21 protein-coding genes are annotated in these 17,438 nt (G+C 65.6%); 17 read left to right on the forward strand and 4 right to left on the reverse strand.

The genetic code is table 11. The features are described from left to right. Nucleotides 1–94 precede the first annotated feature (94 nt). The 5 genes from AC1DIX_RS00840 to AC1DIX_RS00860 all read left to right on the forward strand — a co-directional run bounded on the left by AC1DIX_RS00840 (nucleotide 95) and on the right by AC1DIX_RS00860 (nucleotide 5,138). Nucleotides 95–763, forward strand: coding sequence for a heavy metal response regulator transcription factor (locus tag AC1DIX_RS00840; RefSeq protein WP_477321270.1), 669 nt, complete (start codon nucleotides 95–97; stop codon nucleotides 761–763). Further along, complete coding sequence (locus AC1DIX_RS00845) at nucleotides 760–2,148, forward strand: heavy metal sensor histidine kinase (RefSeq protein ID WP_477321272.1); 1,389 nt, start codon at nucleotides 760–762, stop codon at nucleotides 2,146–2,148. Before AC1DIX_RS00840 ends, AC1DIX_RS00845 begins: the two co-directional genes overlap by 4 nt. 35 nt (nucleotides 2,149–2,183) lie before the next feature. After that, complete coding sequence (locus AC1DIX_RS00850; RefSeq protein WP_477321274.1) at nucleotides 2,184–4,022, forward strand: DUF885 domain-containing protein; 1,839 nt, start codon at nucleotides 2,184–2,186, stop codon at nucleotides 4,020–4,022. A 65-nt stretch (nucleotides 4,023–4,087) separates the two neighbouring features. Continuing rightward, the gene (locus AC1DIX_RS00855) at nucleotides 4,088–4,528 is read left to right on the forward strand and encodes a DUF695 domain-containing protein (RefSeq protein WP_441934067.1); all 441 of its coding nucleotides are present in this window, start codon (nucleotides 4,088–4,090) and stop codon (nucleotides 4,526–4,528) included. A 91-nt stretch (nucleotides 4,529–4,619) separates the two neighbouring features. Next, nucleotides 4,620–5,138: a GNAT family N-acetyltransferase gene (locus AC1DIX_RS00860; RefSeq protein ID WP_477321276.1), complete on the forward strand. Its 519-nt coding sequence runs from the start codon at nucleotides 4,620–4,622 to the stop codon at nucleotides 5,136–5,138. A 115-nt stretch (nucleotides 5,139–5,253) separates the two neighbouring features. Here the strand turns inward: AC1DIX_RS00860 and AC1DIX_RS00865 are convergent, their stop codons facing one another. Continuing rightward, a complete protein-coding gene (locus AC1DIX_RS00865) occupies nucleotides 5,254–5,451 on the reverse strand; it encodes a hypothetical protein (protein ID WP_477321278.1) in 198 nt (65 codons plus the stop codon). Between the two features lie 330 nt (nucleotides 5,452–5,781). Here AC1DIX_RS00865 and AC1DIX_RS00870 point away from each other — a divergent pair, with 330 nt between their 5' ends. Next, nucleotides 5,782–6,003 (forward strand): hypothetical protein, encoded by a 222-nt coding sequence (locus AC1DIX_RS00870; protein ID WP_477321280.1) that lies wholly within the window; start codon nucleotides 5,782–5,784, stop codon nucleotides 6,001–6,003. Nucleotides 6,004–6,017: 14 nt separating this feature from the next. On the opposite strand, the gene AC1DIX_RS00875 is transcribed toward AC1DIX_RS00870, so the two are convergent. The 3 genes from AC1DIX_RS00875 to fnr form a co-directional block, all read right to left on the reverse strand. After that, nucleotides 6,018–6,338 (reverse strand): EthD family reductase, encoded by a 321-nt coding sequence (locus AC1DIX_RS00875; protein WP_441934075.1) that lies wholly within the window; start codon nucleotides 6,336–6,338, stop codon nucleotides 6,018–6,020. Nucleotides 6,339–6,362: 24 nt separating this feature from the next. Then, entirely contained in the window at nucleotides 6,363–6,824 is a 462-nt protein-coding gene (locus AC1DIX_RS00880; protein WP_477321282.1) for a GNAT family N-acetyltransferase, read from the reverse strand. Between the two features lie 209 nt (nucleotides 6,825–7,033). Further along, on the reverse strand, nucleotides 7,034–7,804 hold the full coding sequence (gene fnr / locus AC1DIX_RS00885) for a fumarate/nitrate reduction transcriptional regulator Fnr (RefSeq protein ID WP_441934079.1): 771 nt from the start codon (nucleotides 7,802–7,804) through the stop codon (nucleotides 7,034–7,036). A gap of 198 nt (nucleotides 7,805–8,002) precedes the next feature. Between fnr and AC1DIX_RS00890 the strand changes: the two genes are divergently transcribed. From AC1DIX_RS00890 to AC1DIX_RS00940, 11 genes are all read left to right on the forward strand, one after another. Further along, complete coding sequence (locus AC1DIX_RS00890; protein ID WP_477321284.1) at nucleotides 8,003–9,430, forward strand: cytochrome ubiquinol oxidase subunit I; 1,428 nt, start codon at nucleotides 8,003–8,005, stop codon at nucleotides 9,428–9,430. 8 nt (nucleotides 9,431–9,438) lie between these two features. Next, a complete protein-coding gene (cydB, locus tag AC1DIX_RS00895; RefSeq protein ID WP_441934450.1) occupies nucleotides 9,439–10,446 on the forward strand; it encodes a cytochrome d ubiquinol oxidase subunit II in 1,008 nt (335 codons plus the stop codon). After that, on the forward strand, nucleotides 10,446–10,568 hold the full coding sequence (locus tag AC1DIX_RS00900; protein WP_441934083.1) for a DUF2474 family protein: 123 nt from the start codon (nucleotides 10,446–10,448) through the stop codon (nucleotides 10,566–10,568). The genes cydB and AC1DIX_RS00900 overlap by 1 nt, the downstream gene beginning before the upstream one ends. 124 nt (nucleotides 10,569–10,692) lie before the next feature. Continuing rightward, nucleotides 10,693–11,328 (forward strand): TorD/DmsD family molecular chaperone, encoded by a 636-nt coding sequence (locus AC1DIX_RS00905; protein ID WP_477321286.1) that lies wholly within the window; start codon nucleotides 10,693–10,695, stop codon nucleotides 11,326–11,328. Between the two features lie 8 nt (nucleotides 11,329–11,336). Further along, nucleotides 11,337–11,555 (forward strand): formate dehydrogenase, encoded by a 219-nt coding sequence (locus AC1DIX_RS00910; RefSeq protein ID WP_477321288.1) that lies wholly within the window; start codon nucleotides 11,337–11,339, stop codon nucleotides 11,553–11,555. A 9-nt stretch (nucleotides 11,556–11,564) separates the two neighbouring features. After that, on the forward strand, nucleotides 11,565–14,387 hold the full coding sequence (locus tag AC1DIX_RS00915) for a formate dehydrogenase subunit alpha (protein WP_477321290.1): 2,823 nt from the start codon (nucleotides 11,565–11,567) through the stop codon (nucleotides 14,385–14,387). A 49-nt stretch (nucleotides 14,388–14,436) separates the two neighbouring features. Beyond that, nucleotides 14,437–15,117, forward strand: a complete 681-nt coding sequence (gene fdh3B, locus AC1DIX_RS00920) for a formate dehydrogenase FDH3 subunit beta (protein ID WP_477321292.1) — start codon at nucleotides 14,437–14,439, stop codon at nucleotides 15,115–15,117. Continuing rightward, nucleotides 15,114–15,326 (forward strand): hypothetical protein, encoded by a 213-nt coding sequence (locus AC1DIX_RS00925; RefSeq protein ID WP_441934093.1) that lies wholly within the window; start codon nucleotides 15,114–15,116, stop codon nucleotides 15,324–15,326. The genes fdh3B and AC1DIX_RS00925 overlap by 4 nt, the downstream gene beginning before the upstream one ends. 10 nt (nucleotides 15,327–15,336) lie before the next feature. After that, nucleotides 15,337–16,422 (forward strand): formate dehydrogenase subunit gamma, encoded by a 1,086-nt coding sequence (locus AC1DIX_RS00930; protein WP_477321294.1) that lies wholly within the window; start codon nucleotides 15,337–15,339, stop codon nucleotides 16,420–16,422. Then, entirely contained in the window at nucleotides 16,419–16,868 is a 450-nt protein-coding gene (locus AC1DIX_RS00935; protein WP_477321296.1) for a hypothetical protein, read from the forward strand. Before AC1DIX_RS00930 ends, AC1DIX_RS00935 begins: the two co-directional genes overlap by 4 nt. 42 nt (nucleotides 16,869–16,910) lie before the next feature. After that, nucleotides 16,911–17,438 carry a hypothetical protein gene (locus AC1DIX_RS00940; RefSeq protein WP_477321298.1) on the forward strand — a complete coding sequence of 176 codons (528 nt, stop codon included), beginning with the start codon at nucleotides 16,911–16,913 and terminating at the stop codon, nucleotides 17,436–17,438.

Below are 17,438 nucleotides of genomic sequence, written 5' to 3' on the forward strand. Positions count from 1 at the left end.
CATCCATGGTAGCCAGCAGCGTCGCAGGCATGGATGACGCTTCGATTACAAATTTGTAAGCCAGCGGCGGCGCGCGCGCGGTAAGCTATGCGGCATGACGATCCTGATTGTGGAAGACGAAGCGAAGACCGCGGACTACCTGCGCAAGGGCCTGCAGGAGTCCGGCTACCTGGTGCAGGTGGCGGCCACCGGGTCCGAGGGGCGCAGGCTGATCGAAAGCGAGCGCTATGACCTGGTGGTGCTGGACGTGATGCTGCCCGGCGTCGACGGCTGGGAGCTGCTGCGGCTGCTGCGCCGCGAATCCGATGTGCCGGTGATGTTCCTGACCGCGCGCGATGCCGTCGAAGACCGGGTCAAGGGACTCGAACTGGGCGCCGACGACTACCTCGTAAAACCTTTTTCGTATGCCGAGTTCCTGGCGCGCGTGCGCACGCTGCTGCGGCGCACCGCGCGCGACGCCGAACGCCTGCAGGCCGCCGACCTCGAACTCGACCTGCTGCGCCGCCAGGCCATCCGCGCCGGCGAGCGCGTCGAGCTGACCAACAAGGAATTCGCGCTGCTGCACCTGCTGCTCAGCCGCGAAGGCGAGGTGCTGTCGCGCACCTATATTGCGTCCCAGGTCTGGCGCATGAACTTCGACAGCGACACCAACGTCGTCGACGTCGCCATCCGCCGCCTGCGCGCCAAGATCGACGACGGCCATTCCCTGAAACTGATCCACGCCGTGCGCGGGGTCGGCTACGTGCTGGAGGCGCGCGCTTGAGCGGCTGGCCGCGCGCGCTCAGCCAGCGCCTGGCCCTGCTGTTCGCGCTCGGCAGCGCGCTGCTGCTGGGCGCCATCTGCATCTTCCTGTACGGCGCGCTGGAACGCGAGATCGCCTGGCGCGACGACCAGGCCCTGGCCGGACGCATCGAGCGGACGCGTTCCCTGATCGAAGACAGCGCCGACCTCGAGGTCCTGCGGCGCCGTCCGCGCCTGTACGACAATATGCTCGGCAACCGCGACAGCGCGCTGTGGATCGTCGATGCCGCCGGCCAGGTACGCATCGCGGTCGACCCGGCCGGCGTGGCCTTGCCCTCGTCGCTCTCCACCTTGGCGCCCGGCGACGGCAAGCTCGTGCTGCGCACCATCGAGGGCAGGCAGCCGGTGCGCCTGGCCTGGATGCGGGTGCCGGGCCCGGACGGCAGCCTGACCCTCATCGCCGGCAAGCTGCTGGCCGAGCGCGAGCAGATGCTGGGCGCCTACCGCCTCAAGCTGTGGCTGGCGCTGGCCGCCGGTTCCGGCCTGGCCTACCTGCTCGGACTGGCGGTCGCCACGCGCGGCTTGCGGCCGGTGCGCGAGCTGGCCGCACGCGCCGCCGCGATCGACGTCCAGCACCTGTCGCTGCGCCTGGTCGACGCCAGCGAATTGAGCGAGTTGCAGGCGCTGCGCGCGGCGCTGAACCAGATGCTGGAGCGCCTGGAAGCCGGCTTCGCCCAGCTGGCGCGCTTTTCCGAAGACCTGGCCCACGAGATGCGCACGCCCCTGAACAACCTGATGGGGCAGACCCAGCAAGCCCTGAGCCGGGCCCGCTCGGCCGCGGATTACCAGGACGTGCTGGTGTCGAACCAGGAGGAGTACGAGCGCCTGGCGCGCATGATCGACAGCATGCTGTTCCTGGCCCGCACCGAAGCCTCGTCCGCGATCGCGCGCGAAGCCGTCGACCTGCACGAACTGGCCGCCCAGCTGTGCGACTACTTCGAAGGCATGGCCGAGGAACGCGGCATGGCGCTGCTGAACCGCATGCAGGGCAGCCTCCCGGCCGACCGCGAGCTGCTGCGCCGCGCCCTGGCCAACCTGCTGGCCAATGCCCTCCGCTATGGCGAGGCCGGCACCGCGATCACGCTCGCCGCCGGGGCCGCGGCGAACGGCACCGAACTCGCGGTCCACAACCGCGGCGCGCCGATCGCGGCCGAACACCTGCCGCACCTGTTCGAGCGCTTCTACCGCTGCGATCCGGCGCGGCACGGCCCCGGCGAATCGGGCGGCCTCGGCCTCGCCATCGTTCGTTCCATCATGCAGCTGCATGGCGGCAGCGTGCGGGCGGAGAGCGGCCCCGAGGGCACCCGCTTCGTATTGACGTTTCCAAGCGTGGAGGCTTCATGTTAAATTTCCGATAGTCAATAAAAACACGGAAGAGAGACATGACCCAGACCCGACAGCGCATCCTGCGCACGACCATCGCTTCGCTGTTCCTCCCGCTGGCCCTGGCCGCCGTCATGCCTCAGGCCATTGCCGCCGGCAAGACGGCCAAGGCCGCCGCCACGGCGCCCGCCGTCAAGCCGAACAAGGCCTTCGACGCCTGGGCCGACCGCTTTGCCGAAGACTGGGTGCGCGCCAATCCGCAAGAGGCGACCTCGACCCAGTATTTCACGGGCGCCGAACAGGACGCCCTCGACCGCCAGCTGACCCCGCTGACCCGCGCCCAGCGCCAGAAGCGGATCGCACTGGCCAGGACCGGCGTGGCGCGCCTGGACAAATTCCTGGCCGGCCCGCTGAGCGAAGAACAGCGCACCTCGGCCGCGGTAATGCGCTGGAGCCTGGCCAACACCGTCGACAGCGAGCCCTACGAAGACTACAACTTCGTGTTCAGCCAGTTCGGCGCCCAGGTCGGCCTGGTCAACTTCATGACCACCACGCATCCGCTGCGCCGCGCATCCGACCTGGCCAGCTATATGGCGCGCCTGGAGCAGGTGGGTCCGCGCCTCGACGAAGCACTGGTACGCGCCAGGGAGGCCGCCGCGAAAGGCATGCTGCCGCCGCGCTTCATCCTCGAGCGCGGCCAGTACCAGGTCGACCTCTTCCTCAAGCCGGAAGCCGGCCAGAACGTGCTGGTGACAACGCTCGACCAGCGCCTGGCCAAGCTGCCGGACGTGCCGGGAGCGGCGCGCAGCAAGGCGGTCGCGGATGCCGCGCGCATCGTCGACGCGAAGATCCGCCCGGCCTACCAGCGCATCCAGGCCTTTTTGGCCGAGATCCATCCACGGACCAACGACACCGCCGGCATCTCGCGCCTGCCGGGCGGGCTCGCGGCCTACCAGCAAGCCCTGAAAACCTACACGAGCACCAACCTGACGGCGGAACAGATCCACGAGATCGGCCTGCGCGAAGTCGCCCGCATCGAAGCCGAGATGGACCGCCACCTGCGTTCGCTCGGCTATACCGACGGCACGATCGAGCAGCGCATGAAGCAGCTGGATGCCAGCTTCCAGCCGAAGGGAGAAGGGGATCCGCGTCCCGAGATCCTGCAGAAGTACGCGGCAATGGTGGCGGACGCCGAACAGCGCAGCAACACCCTGTTCAAGCTGAAGCCGCGCGCCCCGGTCGAAGTGCGCCGCGAGCCGCCGCTGACCGAGCCCTCGGCGTCGGCCCACTACTCGCTGCCGGCGCCGGACGGCAGCCGTCCCGGCATCTTCTGGGTGCCGATGCGCGGCCCCACTTTCGACATGATCCGCATGCGCAGCCTGTCATACCACGAGGCGGTGCCGGGCCACCACTTCCAGCTGGCGATCCAGCAGGAGCAGACCGGCCTGCCGAAATTCCGCGCCCAGCGCATCTTCGGCGGCGGCAGCGCCCACAGCGAAGGCTGGGGCCTGTACGCCGAGCGCCTGGCGGTGGAGCAGGGCTGGTACGAGGGGGACGTCCCGGGCCTGCTCGGCGCCCTCGGCTCCGAACTGTTCCGCGCCCGCCGCCTGGTGGTCGACACCGGCCTGCACACCAAGGGCTGGACCCGCCAGCAGGCGATCGACTACGGCATCGGCGCCCAGGAAGTGGAGCGCTACATCGCCCGCCCGGGCCAGGCCTGCGCCTACATGATCGGCATGCTGCGCATCCTCGAACTGCGCGACCAGGCCAGGCGCGAGCTGGGCGACAAGTTCTCGCTGCCGGCCTTCCATGACGTGGTGCTGAAGAATGGTTCGGTGCCGCTGGATGTGCTGGGGGAGATCGTGCAGCGCTGGGTGGCGCAGCAGAAAGCTGCCTGAAGACGGATACGAGGATGTGTGGTTCGACTCCACGCTGTTATCGGAAAGATGAAGGCAAACAAGCCATGACGACATCGAAGCGAAGCTGGCTCAACGGCAATACCATGTACGAGGGCTTTCCGCTCTATATGCGCCGGCCGGACGTCAAGGTCGCGGAGTTCGCGCGACTTCGGCCGACGTTTCCGCGATTGCTGGTACTGACGCACAAGCTGAAGCATGTGAGGGAAAACGGTCTTCCGGAAGGGGATTACAACGACTCGCTCATAACGCTGGGCAGCTGCGTGACGACGCCCTTCGATGATGAAACGCGAGGGCTGATTGCCGTTATAGAAACCTTTGCAGGCAAGCGGACTTACTATATCTATCTTGCGCCTTCATTCGATGCGAAAGCTTTTGTTCAGGGAGTCAAGGATCGTTTTCCCGACGAAGAGTTCGCCGGCAAGGTGCATGAAGACCCGACGTGGAAGTTTTTTCATGGCTATGCCGGGGAGTTTCAGTTTGCTTAGGAGCGCCGAACAAAACCTCGTGCCTGTCGCTGAGCAAGGATGCCGTACGCGGTGGCTGAACACCATGTAAACATTTAAGGATGCACTTCTCATGAATGACGCCCTTACGATTTCCGTGCCTCGCCTTCACACAGATCGGCTTACGCTTCGGGAATATCGTGTTGAAGACTTCGAATTATTTGCGGATCATTTGTCGAATGCCGAAAGCTCAGCGCATTTAGGCTCGGCAGACCGTCAGACCGCCTGGCGCATCTTCAACTCGCATGCTGGATTCTGGCTCCTGAACCGGGCTGGCTGGTGGTCTATAGAGGACCGGCAGACAGGTCAGCTGGTTGGCAGCGTGGGCGCTTTCTTCCGCCACGAATCAACCGTGATGGAGATGGGATGGAATACCTATCGGGCATTCTGGGGAAAGGGAATTGCGAACGAAGCGGCGGCGGCAGTCCTGAAGTATGCGTTCGAGGTCCGGGGTGAGCCGAAGGTTCGGGCACTGATCGCTTCCGGCAATGAATCATCGCGTCGTGTCGCCGAGCGCCTGGGAATGAGGTACGAAATGAAAACTGAACTGAACGGCAAGGAAATCAATAGTTACGTGCGTGAGAATACCTGAAGCGGCTGCGATCGGCGATATGCCGATGTCCCTTCGGGTCCCATGAGCGGACGTGGGCAGTCGCATCATGGCAATCGTATTTGCATGCGGTCCCGGACAGTCCACCTGGACGCGATTACTCCGGAAATTCCGGCGGCTGCGAAGGTGGGTTGTGGCGACGCCTATTCGGCTCCAAAAAGATGCGCATCTCGAAATCAGGCGGGAGGGGCCGCTCTGAAAGTTCGCCGGCGGCGTGCGCGCGTACTTCAGCAGAGCTCGAGTAGATCGCTGCGTCGATCAATAGGGCGGTCTTGTAGTCGCGGCGTCGGTTCATCACGCGATTCCCAATAGTGGGCGGATATGCTGAGTATATCCATTCGCGCTTGAGGTGGCGCGCCCGGCAGTGAAGCGAATCCGGCTTATGCAGCCTGGCTCGGCACCGCCCGGGATTACGTGTACTGCATCGACGACGCTGGTAGATCCTGGCGCCGATCTGCACGAATATGGTTTACCCTCGGGTGGGTCATTTCGGCACCGGTTTGCCAACCGTCGTGGTGAGCGATCGAATATCACCCAAGGCGCCGCACCAGTTCCGCCAGGCGGCGGCCACACGGTCCGCATCCACGTTGCTCAGGTAGTTCTGCCTTCGCAGGCCGGCGCCGCCATGGACATGGCGGGCCGCAACTTCGACCAGTTCACGGCGGAACAGCGCGCCGCCGTGGTCGCCGCCCACCCGCGCGGGCAGGATTTCGGCCACCGGGTGCTGAAGCGGCGCCTGGACACCACCTTCGCTAGCTTCAATGACGATTTCCTCGCCTTCAAGGAACCCGGATTCCAGCGCGGGAACATGTGCGGCATCCTTCCCGGCTCGCGCTGGGAAGGATGAGGCGGCCGCCCGGCTCAGGCTTGGCCGACCACCACCTGACTGATCTGGACGACCGGCGTCTGGTTGGTGTAATTCGGAATGTCGCCCATGATTTCCTTCGTATGCGGGCCGAAGCCGGCCTGGAAGGCATCGACCGAGTCGCAGAACAGGTGACCCATGGCGATGTAGGGCGCGTTCGACGCCGGCGCACCGCCGGCCATTCCCCTGTCGATCGTGTAGTACATTAAAGCATCGCCCATCAGTTCCTTCACCATGGGCATGTGCCGCTCCCGGTAGTAGTCGTCGTCGAAACGGGCGTCCGGGCCGTTGGGATACATCACGCTCACCTTGATCATCTCTGTCTCCTCGTCGTGGTTGCTTCAGTTCGATTTCGATGCCGGAATTTCGTAAAAACAGAGTTTGTCGCCACGATTCGCCATTTCCACGCCGACCTGGTCCAGGGCTTTTCGTGCAGCCTCGTTGTCCTCCGGGCAGGTGATGATGAACGAGTCCATTCCGTGTCGCGACGCCAGCTCGCCCAAGGCCTTGACGGCTTCTTTGCTGTGACCTCTGTTCCGGTACGCTTCATCCACGTATCCCCCGGCGTTGCCGATCTCTCCCACCGCTTCCGGCGCGCCCGGTGCAAAGTGATACTGGCCGACAAGAGCCCCGTCGTCGTCGACGAGATTGAAGACATAGAGTGGAAGCTTGCGTATTGGATCGAATCGAAACCCATCGAGATCGAGCCGGGTTCGGCCTTCGCGCAAGCTGCCAATGTCCTCAAGAAGCCCATGGCGGGATGGAGCGCCCGAGAGTTCTTCAACTAAGTTACTTGTCGTCATGTCGACCTCCGTTTTGTGCTTGGCCTACGTCGGACGACCAGCATGTACCCACTGGATCTTATTGTCGAGGGGAGTGCCTGAAATACAACTGCCTGGCCCTGGGCCCGCAAGGCGAACAAATGGTCGTGCAAGTCGTCGACGGCAACGTCGTCGCGCCGGAAGCCGCACCGGCCGATCAAAAGCCGGAAGCAATCCAACAGGCTGGCTGATCATGCCATCGGACTGCACTGCTCGGTCCCGGCCGCCATCGCCTTCAGCCGCGCCGGTTCGAGCAGGGTCACTTCGCGCTTGTCGACCTGCAGCAGGCCAAGCTTCTTGAAGCGCGACAGGAGGCGGCTGATGCTCTCGATGGTCAGCCCCAGGTAGTTGCCGATGTCCTCGCGCGACATGCGCAGCTGGAAGCTGTTGGCCGCATAGCCGCGCGCGGCGTAGCGGGCCGACAGGTTCACCAGGAAGACGGCGAAGCGCTGCTCGGCGCGCATATTGCCGAGCAGGAGCATGACGTTCTGCTCGCGCGTGATTTCCTGACTCATGATGCGGTGGAAGTGGCGCAGCAGGGCAGGCACCTGGCCGAACAGGTCTTCCAGGTTGGTGAAGGGGATCTCGCAGACTTCGCTGTCTTCCAGCGCGACGGCGTCGCAGTGGTGGCGGTCGGCGCTGATCGCATCCATGCCCAGCAGTTCGCCGGCCATCTGGAAACCGGTGATCTGCGCCTCGCCGGCCGCATTCACCTGGTAGGTCTTGAAGTGGCCGAAGCGCACCGCGTAGAGGTTGCGGAAGGGCTCGCCCATCTTGTACAGGGCTTCGTCGCGCTCGAGACGGCGGCGGCGGCCGATGATCTTGTCGAGGCGGTCGATGTCCGCGTCTTCCAGGCCCATCGGCAGGCACAGCTGGTGCATGCTGCAGGCCGAGCAGCTGGCCTTGAGCGCGGGAACGTTCAGCGGCTTGTCGTCGCTCTGGAAAGAGATGGCCTGGATCATCGGATAAAGGATGCGAATGGATGTCAATACCCAGGATTATACGGCCCCATGCCGAGCTTGCGTTCGCAAAGCCGGGGCTTCCTCGACGCCTGATCATACTCCGTGGCATTTTGAACGCGGCCAGGCATCGCTACTGCGCCAATCGTGCGCGGCTCAGCACGTGCTAGATTCCGTACACGACAATAGCGGAGGGGACTCATGTTCGGCTTGGCGGCATTGGACCTGGCGCGCCTGCAGTTCGCGTTCACGATGTCGTTCCACATCCTGTTTCCGGCCATCACCATCGGCCTGGCCAGCTACCTGGCCGTGCTCGAGCTGTGCTGGTTGAAGACCAGGCGCCAGGTCTTCGTCGATCTCTATCACTTCTGGCTGAAGATCTTCGCCGTCAACTTCGGCATGGGCGTGGTCTCCGGCATCGTGATGGCTTACCAGTTCGGTACCAACTGGAGCTATTTTTCCGAATACGCCGGCGCCATCACCGGGCCGCTGCTGGCCTACGAGGTGCTCACCGCCTTCTTCCTGGAGGCCGGCTTCCTCGGCGTGATGCTGTTCGGCTGGTCCAAGGTCGGTCCCGGGCTGCACTTCCTCGCCACCTGCATGGTCGCGCTCGGTACACTCATCTCCGCCACCTGGATCCTCGGTTCGAACAGCTGGATGCAGACGCCGCAGGGCTACGACATCGTCAACGGCCGCATGGTGCCGGTCGACTGGTTCAAGATCGTCTTCAATCCCTCTTTCCCGTACCGGCTGGTGCACATGTCGATCGCGGCCTTCCTCTCGACCGCGCTGTTCGTCGGCAGCTCGGCGGCCTGGCATCTGCTCAAGGGACGGGGGAGCGAGGCGGTGCGCACCATGCTGTCGATGGCGATGTGGATGGTGCTGATCGTGGCGCCGATCCAGGCCGTGGTCGGCGACATGCATGGCCTGAACACCCTGAAGCACCAGCCGGCCAAGATCGCCGCCCTCGAGGGGCATTGGGAAAACGAAGGCGACAAACCCTTGCCCCTGCTGCTGTTCGGCATTCCCAGCATGAAGGACGAGGAGACAAGATTCGCCATCGGCATCCCGCGCGTGGGCAGCTGGATCCTGACCCATACCTGGGGCGGCCAGATCAAGGGTTTGAAGGAATTTCCGCGCGACCAGCGGCCGAATTCCCTGATCCTGTTCTGGAGTTTTCGCGTGATGGTGGGCCTGGGCCTGCTGATGATCGCGCTGGGCGCCTGGGGCGTGTGGCTACGCTTCAGGAAGCGCCTGTTCGACAGCCGCGGCTTCCTGCGCATGGCCATGTGGATGGGACCGGCGGGTCTGGTGGCGGTGCTGGCCGGCTGGATCACCACCGAGGTCGGGCGCCAGCCCTGGATCGTCTATGGCGTGCTGCGCACCGCGGACGGCGCCTCGAAGATCGACGCCGGACCGGTGGCGCTGAGCCTGGCGTTGTTCGTGGTTTCCTACTTTTTTGTGTTCGGGGTCGGCATCGCCTATGTGCTGAGGCTGGTGCGCAAGGGGCCGCAGGCCTTCGATACCACGCGCATCCCGCAAGGCGGGCCGGGCAGGGGACGCACGCCGGCGCGGCCGCTGTCGGTGCCGGAGGCCGATGCCTCCGCCAACCAAGACAATATGACGTGAACATGGACATGGACATCGACATCACCGCGGTCTGGGCCGGCATCATCTTCTTCTCCGTGTTCATGTACGTGATCCTGGACGGCTTCGACCTCGGCATCGGCATGCTCTACCCCTTCGTCCCGGCCAGGCGCGACCGCGACGCGATGATGAATTCGGTGGCGCCGATCTGGGACGGCAACGAAACCTGGCTGGTGCTGGGTGGCGAAGGGCTGCTGGCCGCCTTCCCGGTGGCCTACGCCGTGATCCTGCCGGGCCTCTACCTGCCGCTGATCTTCATGCTGCTGGGCCTGATCTTCCGCGGCGTCGCCTTCGAATTCCGCTTCAAGGCCAATGACCGCGAACGGCCGATCTGGGACCTGGCCTTCACCGGCGGCTCGATGGCGGCGGCCTTTTTCCAGGGCGTGGCGCTGGGCGCCTTCCTGTCCGGGATTCCGGTGTCGGGACGCAGCTATGCCGGCGGGCCGCTCGACTGGTTCGCGCCGTTTCCGCTGGCAGCCGGCTTTGGCGTGATGATCGCCTATACGGTGCTGGGGGCGACCTGGCTGGTGATGAAGACCGAGGGCGAACTGCAGCGCCGCATGGTTGCCCTGGCGCGGCCCTTCGCCCTGCTGCTGCTGGCGGCGGTGGTGGTGGTCAGCATCTGGACCCCGCTGTCCCAGCACCAGGTGGCCGCGCGCTGGTTCAGCTTCCCGAACCTGCTGATCCTGTCGCCGGTGCCGCTGCTGGTGGCCGGGTCGGCATTCTGGCTGCTGTGGTCGCTCAAGCGCGATCCGCACCGCCAGCCCTTCATCGCCGCGCTGGCGCTGACCCTGCTCGGCTATATCGGCATGGCAATCAGCATCTGGCCGCACATCGTGCCGCCCGCGATCACGATCTGGGAAGCGGCCGCGCCGCCGGCCACGCAGAGCTTCGCGCTGATCGGCACCCTGATCGTGCTGCCCCTGATCCTGGCTTATACGGGGTGGTCGTATTACGTGTTCCGAGGCAAGGTGGTCGACACGGAGGGTTATCACTGATGAATACGCTCTGGATGCGCAGGCTGGGCTGGATGCTCGGCCTCTGGCTGCTCGGTGTTGCGGCGCTGGGCGCCGTCGCCTGGCTGTTGCGGGTACTGATGCACGCGGCCGGCATGAAATAGAAAAGGCGAAGAAGTTCAACCGTGCGCGCCCTTTGGGTTCCCCGGGACTACACTTTCAGTGCAGATTTGTTAACGGGAGAACCGCTCAGTGCCGCAGGAAGCCACGTCTTTACAAACGATCTCGATGCCCGTGTCCGACGAAGACCAGGCCAGGGCCGATTTTTATGCCCTGATCGCCCGCCTGATGCTGGCACCGCCCGACGATGCCCTGCTGGCTGCCCTGGCGGCGGCCGACCCGATCGCCGCCGACGGCGAGGACGAGGCAGGGCGCGCGCTCGAAGACGCGTGGCTGAAGCTGACCCAGGCCGCCAGCGTGGTCGATGCCAGCGCGGTGTCCGAGGAATTCGCGGACCTCTTCATCAGCACCGGCACCCCGCTCCTGAATCCCTATGGCTCCTTCTACCTGACGGGCCACATGAACGACTTTCCGCTGGCCGGGCTGCGCCAGGACCTGGCGCGCCTGCGCATCGCGCGCGCCCGTGGCGTCGGCGAGTTCGAAGACCACCTGGGCGCCCTGTGCGAAACCATGCGGGTCCTGATCACCGGCGCGCCAAGCATCGCGCGCCAGCCGCTGCTGGAGCAGAAGCAGCTGTTCGTCACCCACATCCAGCCCTGGTACGCGGCCTGCGTGGCCGCCATCGCGGGCGCGGAACCCGCCAATTTCTACCGGGTGGTCGCCGCCTTCGCCGGCGCCTTCCTGGCGGTCGAAGCCCATGCCTTCAGGGTGTGGGAGCCGGCCGACGCAACCCTTGCCGCATGAGGATCGCCATGGCAGATAAGGACATAAATAAGGACAAAGTTCAGGACCCCGCCCGCCGCAGCCTGCTGAAGGCCGCGCCGCTGGGAGCCCTGGCCGTGGTGGCCGTCCGCGCCGGCGCCGCCGAGGCCGCGCCACCGGTGCCGGCCCCGGAGCCGCCGGCCAAACCCAAGGGCTACCACGAGACCGAACACATCCGCCGTTACTACCAGACGGCCGCTTACTGGTAAGGAGTTGCCATGACCCTGGTGAAGACATCGCGCGACAGCGGGCTGAAACGCCGCAAATTCCTGGTCGGTGCCGGCGTGACGGCTGGCGCCGCGGCGGTCGCGCGTCACCTGCCGCTGAACGTCATCGAACCGGCCAGCGCGGCCGATCCGGTCAATGCGGCCGAGACCAAGACCGAGATCAAGCACACCGTCTGCAGCCACTGCTCGGTCGGCTGCTCGGTGGAGGCGGTGGTCAGCAACGGGGTCTGGGTGCGCCAGGAAGCGGCCTTCGATTCGCCCATCAACATGGGCGCCCACTGCGCCAAGGGCGCCTCGGTGCGCGAGCACGGCTTCGGCGAGCACCGCCTGCGCTATCCGATGAAGCTGGTCAACGGCAAGTACGAGCGCATCTCCTGGGACCAGGCCATCAACGAGATCGGCGACAAGCTGCTCGAGCTGCGCCAGAAATCCGGTCCCGACGCGCTGATGGTCATCGGCAGCTCGAAGCACAACAACGAGCAGTCCTACCTGCTGCGCAAATGGGTCTCCTTCTGGGGCAGCAACAACTGCGACCACCAGGCGCGCATCTGTCACTCGACCACGGTGGCGGGCGTGGCCCAGACCTTCGGCTACGGCGCGATGACGAACTCCTTCAACGACCTGCACTACAGCAAGGCCGTGATGTTCATCGGTTCGAATCCGGCCGAGGCCCACCCGATCTCGATGCTGCACTTCCTGCACGCGAAGGAGCTGGGCGCCAAGATGATCGTGGTCGATCCGCGCTTCACGCGCACGGCACGCTTCGCCCACCACTACGTACGGGTCCGTCCGGGCACCGACATCCCGCTGGTGTGGGGCATCCTGTGGCACATCTTCGAGAACGGCTGGGAAGACAAGGAATACATCGCCGCCCGCACCAACGGCATGGATGATGTCCGCAAGGAAGTCGCCAAGTGGACCCCGGACAAGGTGACCGACGTCACCGGCGTGCCGGAGGCCTCGGTGCGCATGGCGGCCGAGATGCTGGCCAAGAACCGCCCGTCCTCGGTGGTCTGGTGCATGGGCATCACCCAGCACCACGTCGGCACCGCCAACGTGCGCGCCCTGTGCATCCTGCAGCTGGCGCTGGGCAATATCGGCATCCAGGGCGGCGGCGCCAACATCTACCGCGGCCACGACAACGTGCAGGGCGCCACCGACGTCGGCCCGAACGGCGATTCGCTGCCGGGCTATTACGGCATCGCCGAGGGCGCCTGGAAGCACTTCGCCGCCGTCTGGGGCGTCGACTACGAGTGGATCAAGTCGCGTTTCGGCTCCAAGGAGCTGATGGAAAAGCCGGGCATCACGGTGTCGCGCTGGTTCGACGCGGTGAACGAGCAGAACCAGTACGTCGACCAGCCGAGCAACCTGCGCGCCGTGTTCTACTGGGGCCACGCGCCGAACAGCCAGACCCGCCTGCCGGACATGAAGGCGGCCATGCAGAAGCTCGACATGCTGGTCGTGATCGACCCCTATCCGAGCATGACGGCCTCGATGCACGGGCGCGAGAATGGCGTCTACCTGCTGCCGGCCGCCTCGCAGTTCGAGTGCCAGGGCTCGGTGACGGCCTCGAACCGCTCGATCCAGTGGCGCGAACGCGTCATCCAGCCCCTGTTCGAGTGCAAGACCGACCACGAGATCATGTACCTGTTCGCCCGCAAGCTGGGCTTCGGCGAGGAACTGGTCAAGAACATCAAGGTGGTCGAGAACGAGCCGGTGATCGAGGACATCCTCCGCGAGATCAACCGCTCCTGCTGGACCATCGGCTATACGGGCTGCTCGCCGGAGCGCCTCAAGCTGCACATGCAGAACAAGCACACCTTCAACCCGACCACACTGCGGGCCGAGGACGGGCCCTGCAAGGGCGATTATTACGGCCTGCCCTGGCCCTGCTGGGGCACGCCGGAGATGAAGCATCCAGGCACGCCGATCCTGTACGACCTGCACAAGTCCGTGGCCGAAGGCGGCCTGCCGTTCCGCGCCAACTGGGGCGTCGAGCACAACGGCGAGACCCTGCTGGCGGCCGACGGTTCGACCAACAAGGATAGCGAACTCGACGTCGGCTATCCGGAATTCGACCACGTCTTCCTGAAGAAGCTCGGCTGGTGGGCCGACCTGACGCCGGAAGAGCAGCTTGCTGCCGAGGGCAAGAACTGGAAGACCGACCTGTCGGGCGGCATCATCCGCGTCGTCATCTCCCACGGCTGCGCGCCCTGGGGCAATGCGCGGGCGCGCTGCAATGTCTGGAACTTCCCGGACCCGATCCCGACCCACCGCGAGCCGATCGTCTCGCCGCGCCGCGATCTGGTGGCGAAGTACCCGACCTACGACGACAAGGCCGCCTTCTGGCGCCTGCCGACCCTGTACAAGTCGGTCCAGCAGGTCGACTTCTCGAAGGACTATCCGCTCATCATGACCTCCGGTCGCCTGGTCGAGTTCGAGGGCGGCGGCGAGGAGACGCGTTCGAACCCCTGGCTGGCCGAGCTGCAGCAGAACATGTTCTGCGAGGTGAATCCGAACGATGCGGCCCAGATCGGCGTCAAGATCGGCGACTTCATCTGGGTGCAAACCCCGACCGGCGCCAACCTCAAGGTGATGGCGATGGTGACCGAGCGCGTGCCGCAGGGCCTGGTGTGGATGCCCTTCCACTTTGGTGGCTGGTGGATGGGTGAGGACCTCGAAAAGCACTATCCGGAGGGCGGGGCGCCGGAAGTGCGCGGGGAGGCCGTCAACACCGGCTGGACCTATGGCTACGACGCCGTGACGATGATGCAGGAAACCAAGGTATCGCTGTGCCGCCTGGTGCGCGCATAAGTTAGCTCGTCGCCCCCGCGCAGGCGGGGGCCCAAGTTTAGGAGGTCTTATGGCCCGAATGAAGTTTATTTGCGACACCGAGCGCTGCATCGACTGCAACGGCTGCGTGACGGCCTGCAAGAACGAGAACGAGACGCCCTGGGGCGTGAACCGGCGCCGCGTCGTGACGATCAACGACGGCGTTCCCGGCGAACGTTCGATCTCGGTGGCCTGCATGCACTGCACCGATGCGCCCTGCCTGGCGGTGTGCCCGGTCAACTGCATCTACCACACGGAGGACGGCATCGTGCTGCACTCCAAGGACCAGTGCATCGGCTGCGGTTACTGCTACTACGCCTGTCCCTTCGGCGCGCCGCAGTTCCCGGAGAGCGGCCTGTTCAATCACCGCGGCAAGATGGACAAGTGCACCTTCTGCGCCGGCGGTCCGGAACCGGATACCTCGGAAGCCGAATTCAAGAAATACGGCCGCAACCGCATCGCCGAAGGCAAGCTGCCGGCCTGCGCCGAGATGTGCGGCACCAAGGCCCTGATCGGTGGCGATGCCGGCGTCATCGCGGACATCTACCGCCAGCGCGTCGAAACCCGCGGCTACGGCCCGGAACTGTGGGGCTGGAAGATCGCCTACGGCAAACCCAAGCGCGGCGGCGACATCAAGGCCACCGGCCAGGGCCCGCGCGACAACCAGAACCTCAAGGACTCACAGAACGACGAGGGGAGGCTGCCGACATGAAGCGTCTCATCCTCATGCTGATTCCCATGGCGCTGCTGGCCGGCTGCCTGGAAGTCGACCAGCATCCGCACTGGATCAAGGGCCAGTACGCCGGCAAGAAGGACAACCTGCCGTTCGCCACCCACTTCCACAACGACAGGCTGGCCTGGTGGGGCACGATCAGCAACCGCAACCAGCACCAGAACGAATACAACCGGGCCAATCCCTGAGGAGCCGACCATGCGATCGATCATCCTGTGTGTGCTCATGGCGCTCAGCCTGTCGGCGGCCTGGGCCGGCGTGCCGAACAACCGCGCCGAGCCGGCCTATGCCGAGGAGCAGACCATCCTGCAGGCCCAGCAGGACTCGCGCGTGCCCGATCCCGGCCTGGCCTCGAAGGATTCCGGCCGCGTGCACATCGACCGCCACTACCTCGGCCAGTACGGCAACAAGGAAGGGGACGTCATCGTCCAGCGCGGCGGCAACCAGTGGCGGGTGTTCCGCAACGGCCCGCTCGCCACCCTGGCCGGCACCGTGCTGGTGCTGGCCCTGCTGGCAGTCTTCCTGGTCGCCAAGGTGGTCGGCAAGCTGCAGACGGGATCGCCGGATACCGGGCGCCGCATCCAGCGCTTCACCAACTGGGAGCGCCACATCCACTGGGCGACGGCGATCAGCTTCATCATCCTGGCCGTCACCGGCCTGGTGATCCTGTTCGGCAAGAAGCTGCTGATCCCGCTGGTCGGCCATGACGTGTTCGCCTTCATCGCCTATATCTTCAAGTACCTGCACAACTTCGTCGGTCCGCTGTTCATCCTGTGCTCGGTGCTGATGTTCTTCACTTTCCTGCGCCGGAATTTTTTCCGCAGGGTCGACTGGCTGTGGTTCAGGAAGGCCGGCGGCATGCTGCGCCACGAACACGTGCCGGCCGGCTTCTTCAATGCCGGCGAGAAGAGCTGGTTCTGGTTCGGCGTGACCCTGCTGGGCCTGGTGATGTCGATCAGCGGCCTGATCCTCGACTTCGTCGCCTTCGGCCAGACCCGCTACGTGCTGCAGATCGCGAACTACCTGCACCTGCTGGGCGCCACCTTCTACATCGCCGCCGCCATGGGCCACATCTATATCGGCACCTGGGGCACGCCGGGTGCCTACCACGCGATGCGCCATGGCGACGTCGACGAAGCCTGGGCGCGGGCCCACCACGGCATCTGGTACGACGAGGTCAAGGCGGGCGTGCCGCCGGGCACCTTCGACAATCACGTGCCGCCGCCCGACCATCCGCCGGCCGGCGGCGCACCGGGCACTCTGCCGCCGGGAGTCAGGCCATGAAAGCATTAGCTTTTCTTATGCATGCGGGCGCCCTGGCGCTGCTTGTGAGCGCGGCCGGCTGCAAGAAGCACGGCGACGAGTCGATGCGCCAGACCAGGTTCCCGGGCATGGTGACGGCCGGCGGCGAGTCCAGCGGCGTGGTGATGGCAAGGAATAACAAACCGAAGACCGACGCCACCTATGCGGGCGGTACCCCGGGCATCGCCGGCGGCGCCGGCGGTAATACGGCGGGCGCCGGCACCGGCGGCAGCACGCACGAAACCGGCCAGGGCCCGAGCTCGGGTGTGTCGACGCCGTCCAGCGGCACCGCCGCACGGACGGGCGCGACCGAGAAACCGTCCGGCGACAGCGGCAACAATCCGGTGAAGCCGGCGGCGGAACCGGCGCCGCAGCCGGCCGCCGCCCACCGCGATCCGGGCGCCAACAGCGCTGCCCCCGGACGCTGAGCCGGAGGTTGGGCGAAGCGCGGAAACGACGAGGACGATGCGATGAGAACCATTCATTTCAAGAGGGCGCACAAGAGGCGCCACCCGGCGATCAAGGCGGCCCTGCTGATTGCCGGCCTGCTGATCGCCAGCGTGGCCTGGGCGACCCTGCCGCCGCCGACCCCGGCCCAGCAGCAGGCCGCCGCCGAGAAGAAGGCCAAGGCCGACGCCCAGGCCGCCAAGGACAAGCTGAGCCTGGCGGCGTCGATGGATGCCGTCACCACACGCTGGCGCTCGCGCGCCGCCGAGCAGGGCTGGAAGACCAATCCCGCGGTGGCGATCGCGGCGGCGGCGCCGGCGGCAGGCGCCGTCACCGCCGCCGGGCCGGCAAATCCGCCGCCTGCGGGCTCGCCTGGCGCCGGCAACACCACGGCCGCAGGACAGGCAGCCGGACAGCCGGCGATCAAGAGCGAGAAGCTGGGCACGGCGCCGCCGAGCGAGGACGTCAAGAAGGTCCCGACCCAGGCCCAGCCGAAGGACGCCCCGCCGACGGTACAGAAGGACACGCCGAAGAATGTCAGCAAGAAGTGA

The sequence above is a fragment of the Massilia sp. 05N420 genome (assembly GCF_056397205.1).

Bases quoted from the DNA above. Each gene is read 5' to 3' on its own strand.
- cydB (WP_441934450.1), top strand. From the start codon at position 9,439: ATGGACATCGACATCACCGCGGTCTGGGCCGGCATCATCTTCTTCTCC.
- AC1DIX_RS00865 (WP_477321278.1), bottom strand. From the start codon at position 5,451: ATGAACCGACGCCGCGACTACAAGACCGCCCTATTGATCGACGCAGCG.
- AC1DIX_RS00890 (WP_477321284.1), top strand. From the start codon at position 8,003: ATGTTCGGCTTGGCGGCATTGGACCTGGCGCGCCTGCAGTTCGCGTTC.
- AC1DIX_RS00940 (WP_477321298.1), top strand. From the start codon at position 16,911: ATGAGAACCATTCATTTCAAGAGGGCGCACAAGAGGCGCCACCCGGCG.
- AC1DIX_RS00905 (WP_477321286.1), top strand. From the start codon at position 10,693: ATGCCCGTGTCCGACGAAGACCAGGCCAGGGCCGATTTTTATGCCCTG.
- fnr (WP_441934079.1), bottom strand. From the start codon at position 7,804: ATGATCCAGGCCATCTCTTTCCAGAGCGACGACAAGCCGCTGAACGTT.
- AC1DIX_RS00860 (WP_477321276.1), top strand. From the start codon at position 4,620: ATGAATGACGCCCTTACGATTTCCGTGCCTCGCCTTCACACAGATCGG.
- AC1DIX_RS00875 (WP_441934075.1), bottom strand. From the start codon at position 6,338: ATGATCAAGGTGAGCGTGATGTATCCCAACGGCCCGGACGCCCGTTTC.
- AC1DIX_RS00870 (WP_477321280.1), top strand. From the start codon at position 5,782: ATGGACATGGCGGGCCGCAACTTCGACCAGTTCACGGCGGAACAGCGC.
- AC1DIX_RS00880 (WP_477321282.1), bottom strand. From the start codon at position 6,824: ATGACGACAAGTAACTTAGTTGAAGAACTCTCGGGCGCTCCATCCCGC.
- AC1DIX_RS00855 (WP_441934067.1), top strand. From the start codon at position 4,088: ATGACGACATCGAAGCGAAGCTGGCTCAACGGCAATACCATGTACGAG.
- AC1DIX_RS00915 (WP_477321290.1), top strand. From the start codon at position 11,565: ATGACCCTGGTGAAGACATCGCGCGACAGCGGGCTGAAACGCCGCAAA.
- AC1DIX_RS00930 (WP_477321294.1), top strand. From the start codon at position 15,337: ATGCGATCGATCATCCTGTGTGTGCTCATGGCGCTCAGCCTGTCGGCG.
- AC1DIX_RS00900 (WP_441934083.1), top strand. From the start codon at position 10,446: ATGAATACGCTCTGGATGCGCAGGCTGGGCTGGATGCTCGGCCTCTGG.
- fdh3B (WP_477321292.1), top strand. From the start codon at position 14,437: ATGGCCCGAATGAAGTTTATTTGCGACACCGAGCGCTGCATCGACTGC.
- AC1DIX_RS00850 (WP_477321274.1), top strand. From the start codon at position 2,184: ATGACCCAGACCCGACAGCGCATCCTGCGCACGACCATCGCTTCGCTG.
- AC1DIX_RS00935 (WP_477321296.1), top strand. From the start codon at position 16,419: ATGAAAGCATTAGCTTTTCTTATGCATGCGGGCGCCCTGGCGCTGCTT.
- AC1DIX_RS00840 (WP_477321270.1), top strand. From the start codon at position 95: ATGACGATCCTGATTGTGGAAGACGAAGCGAAGACCGCGGACTACCTG.
- AC1DIX_RS00910 (WP_477321288.1), top strand. From the start codon at position 11,337: ATGGCAGATAAGGACATAAATAAGGACAAAGTTCAGGACCCCGCCCGC.
- AC1DIX_RS00925 (WP_441934093.1), top strand. From the start codon at position 15,114: ATGAAGCGTCTCATCCTCATGCTGATTCCCATGGCGCTGCTGGCCGGC.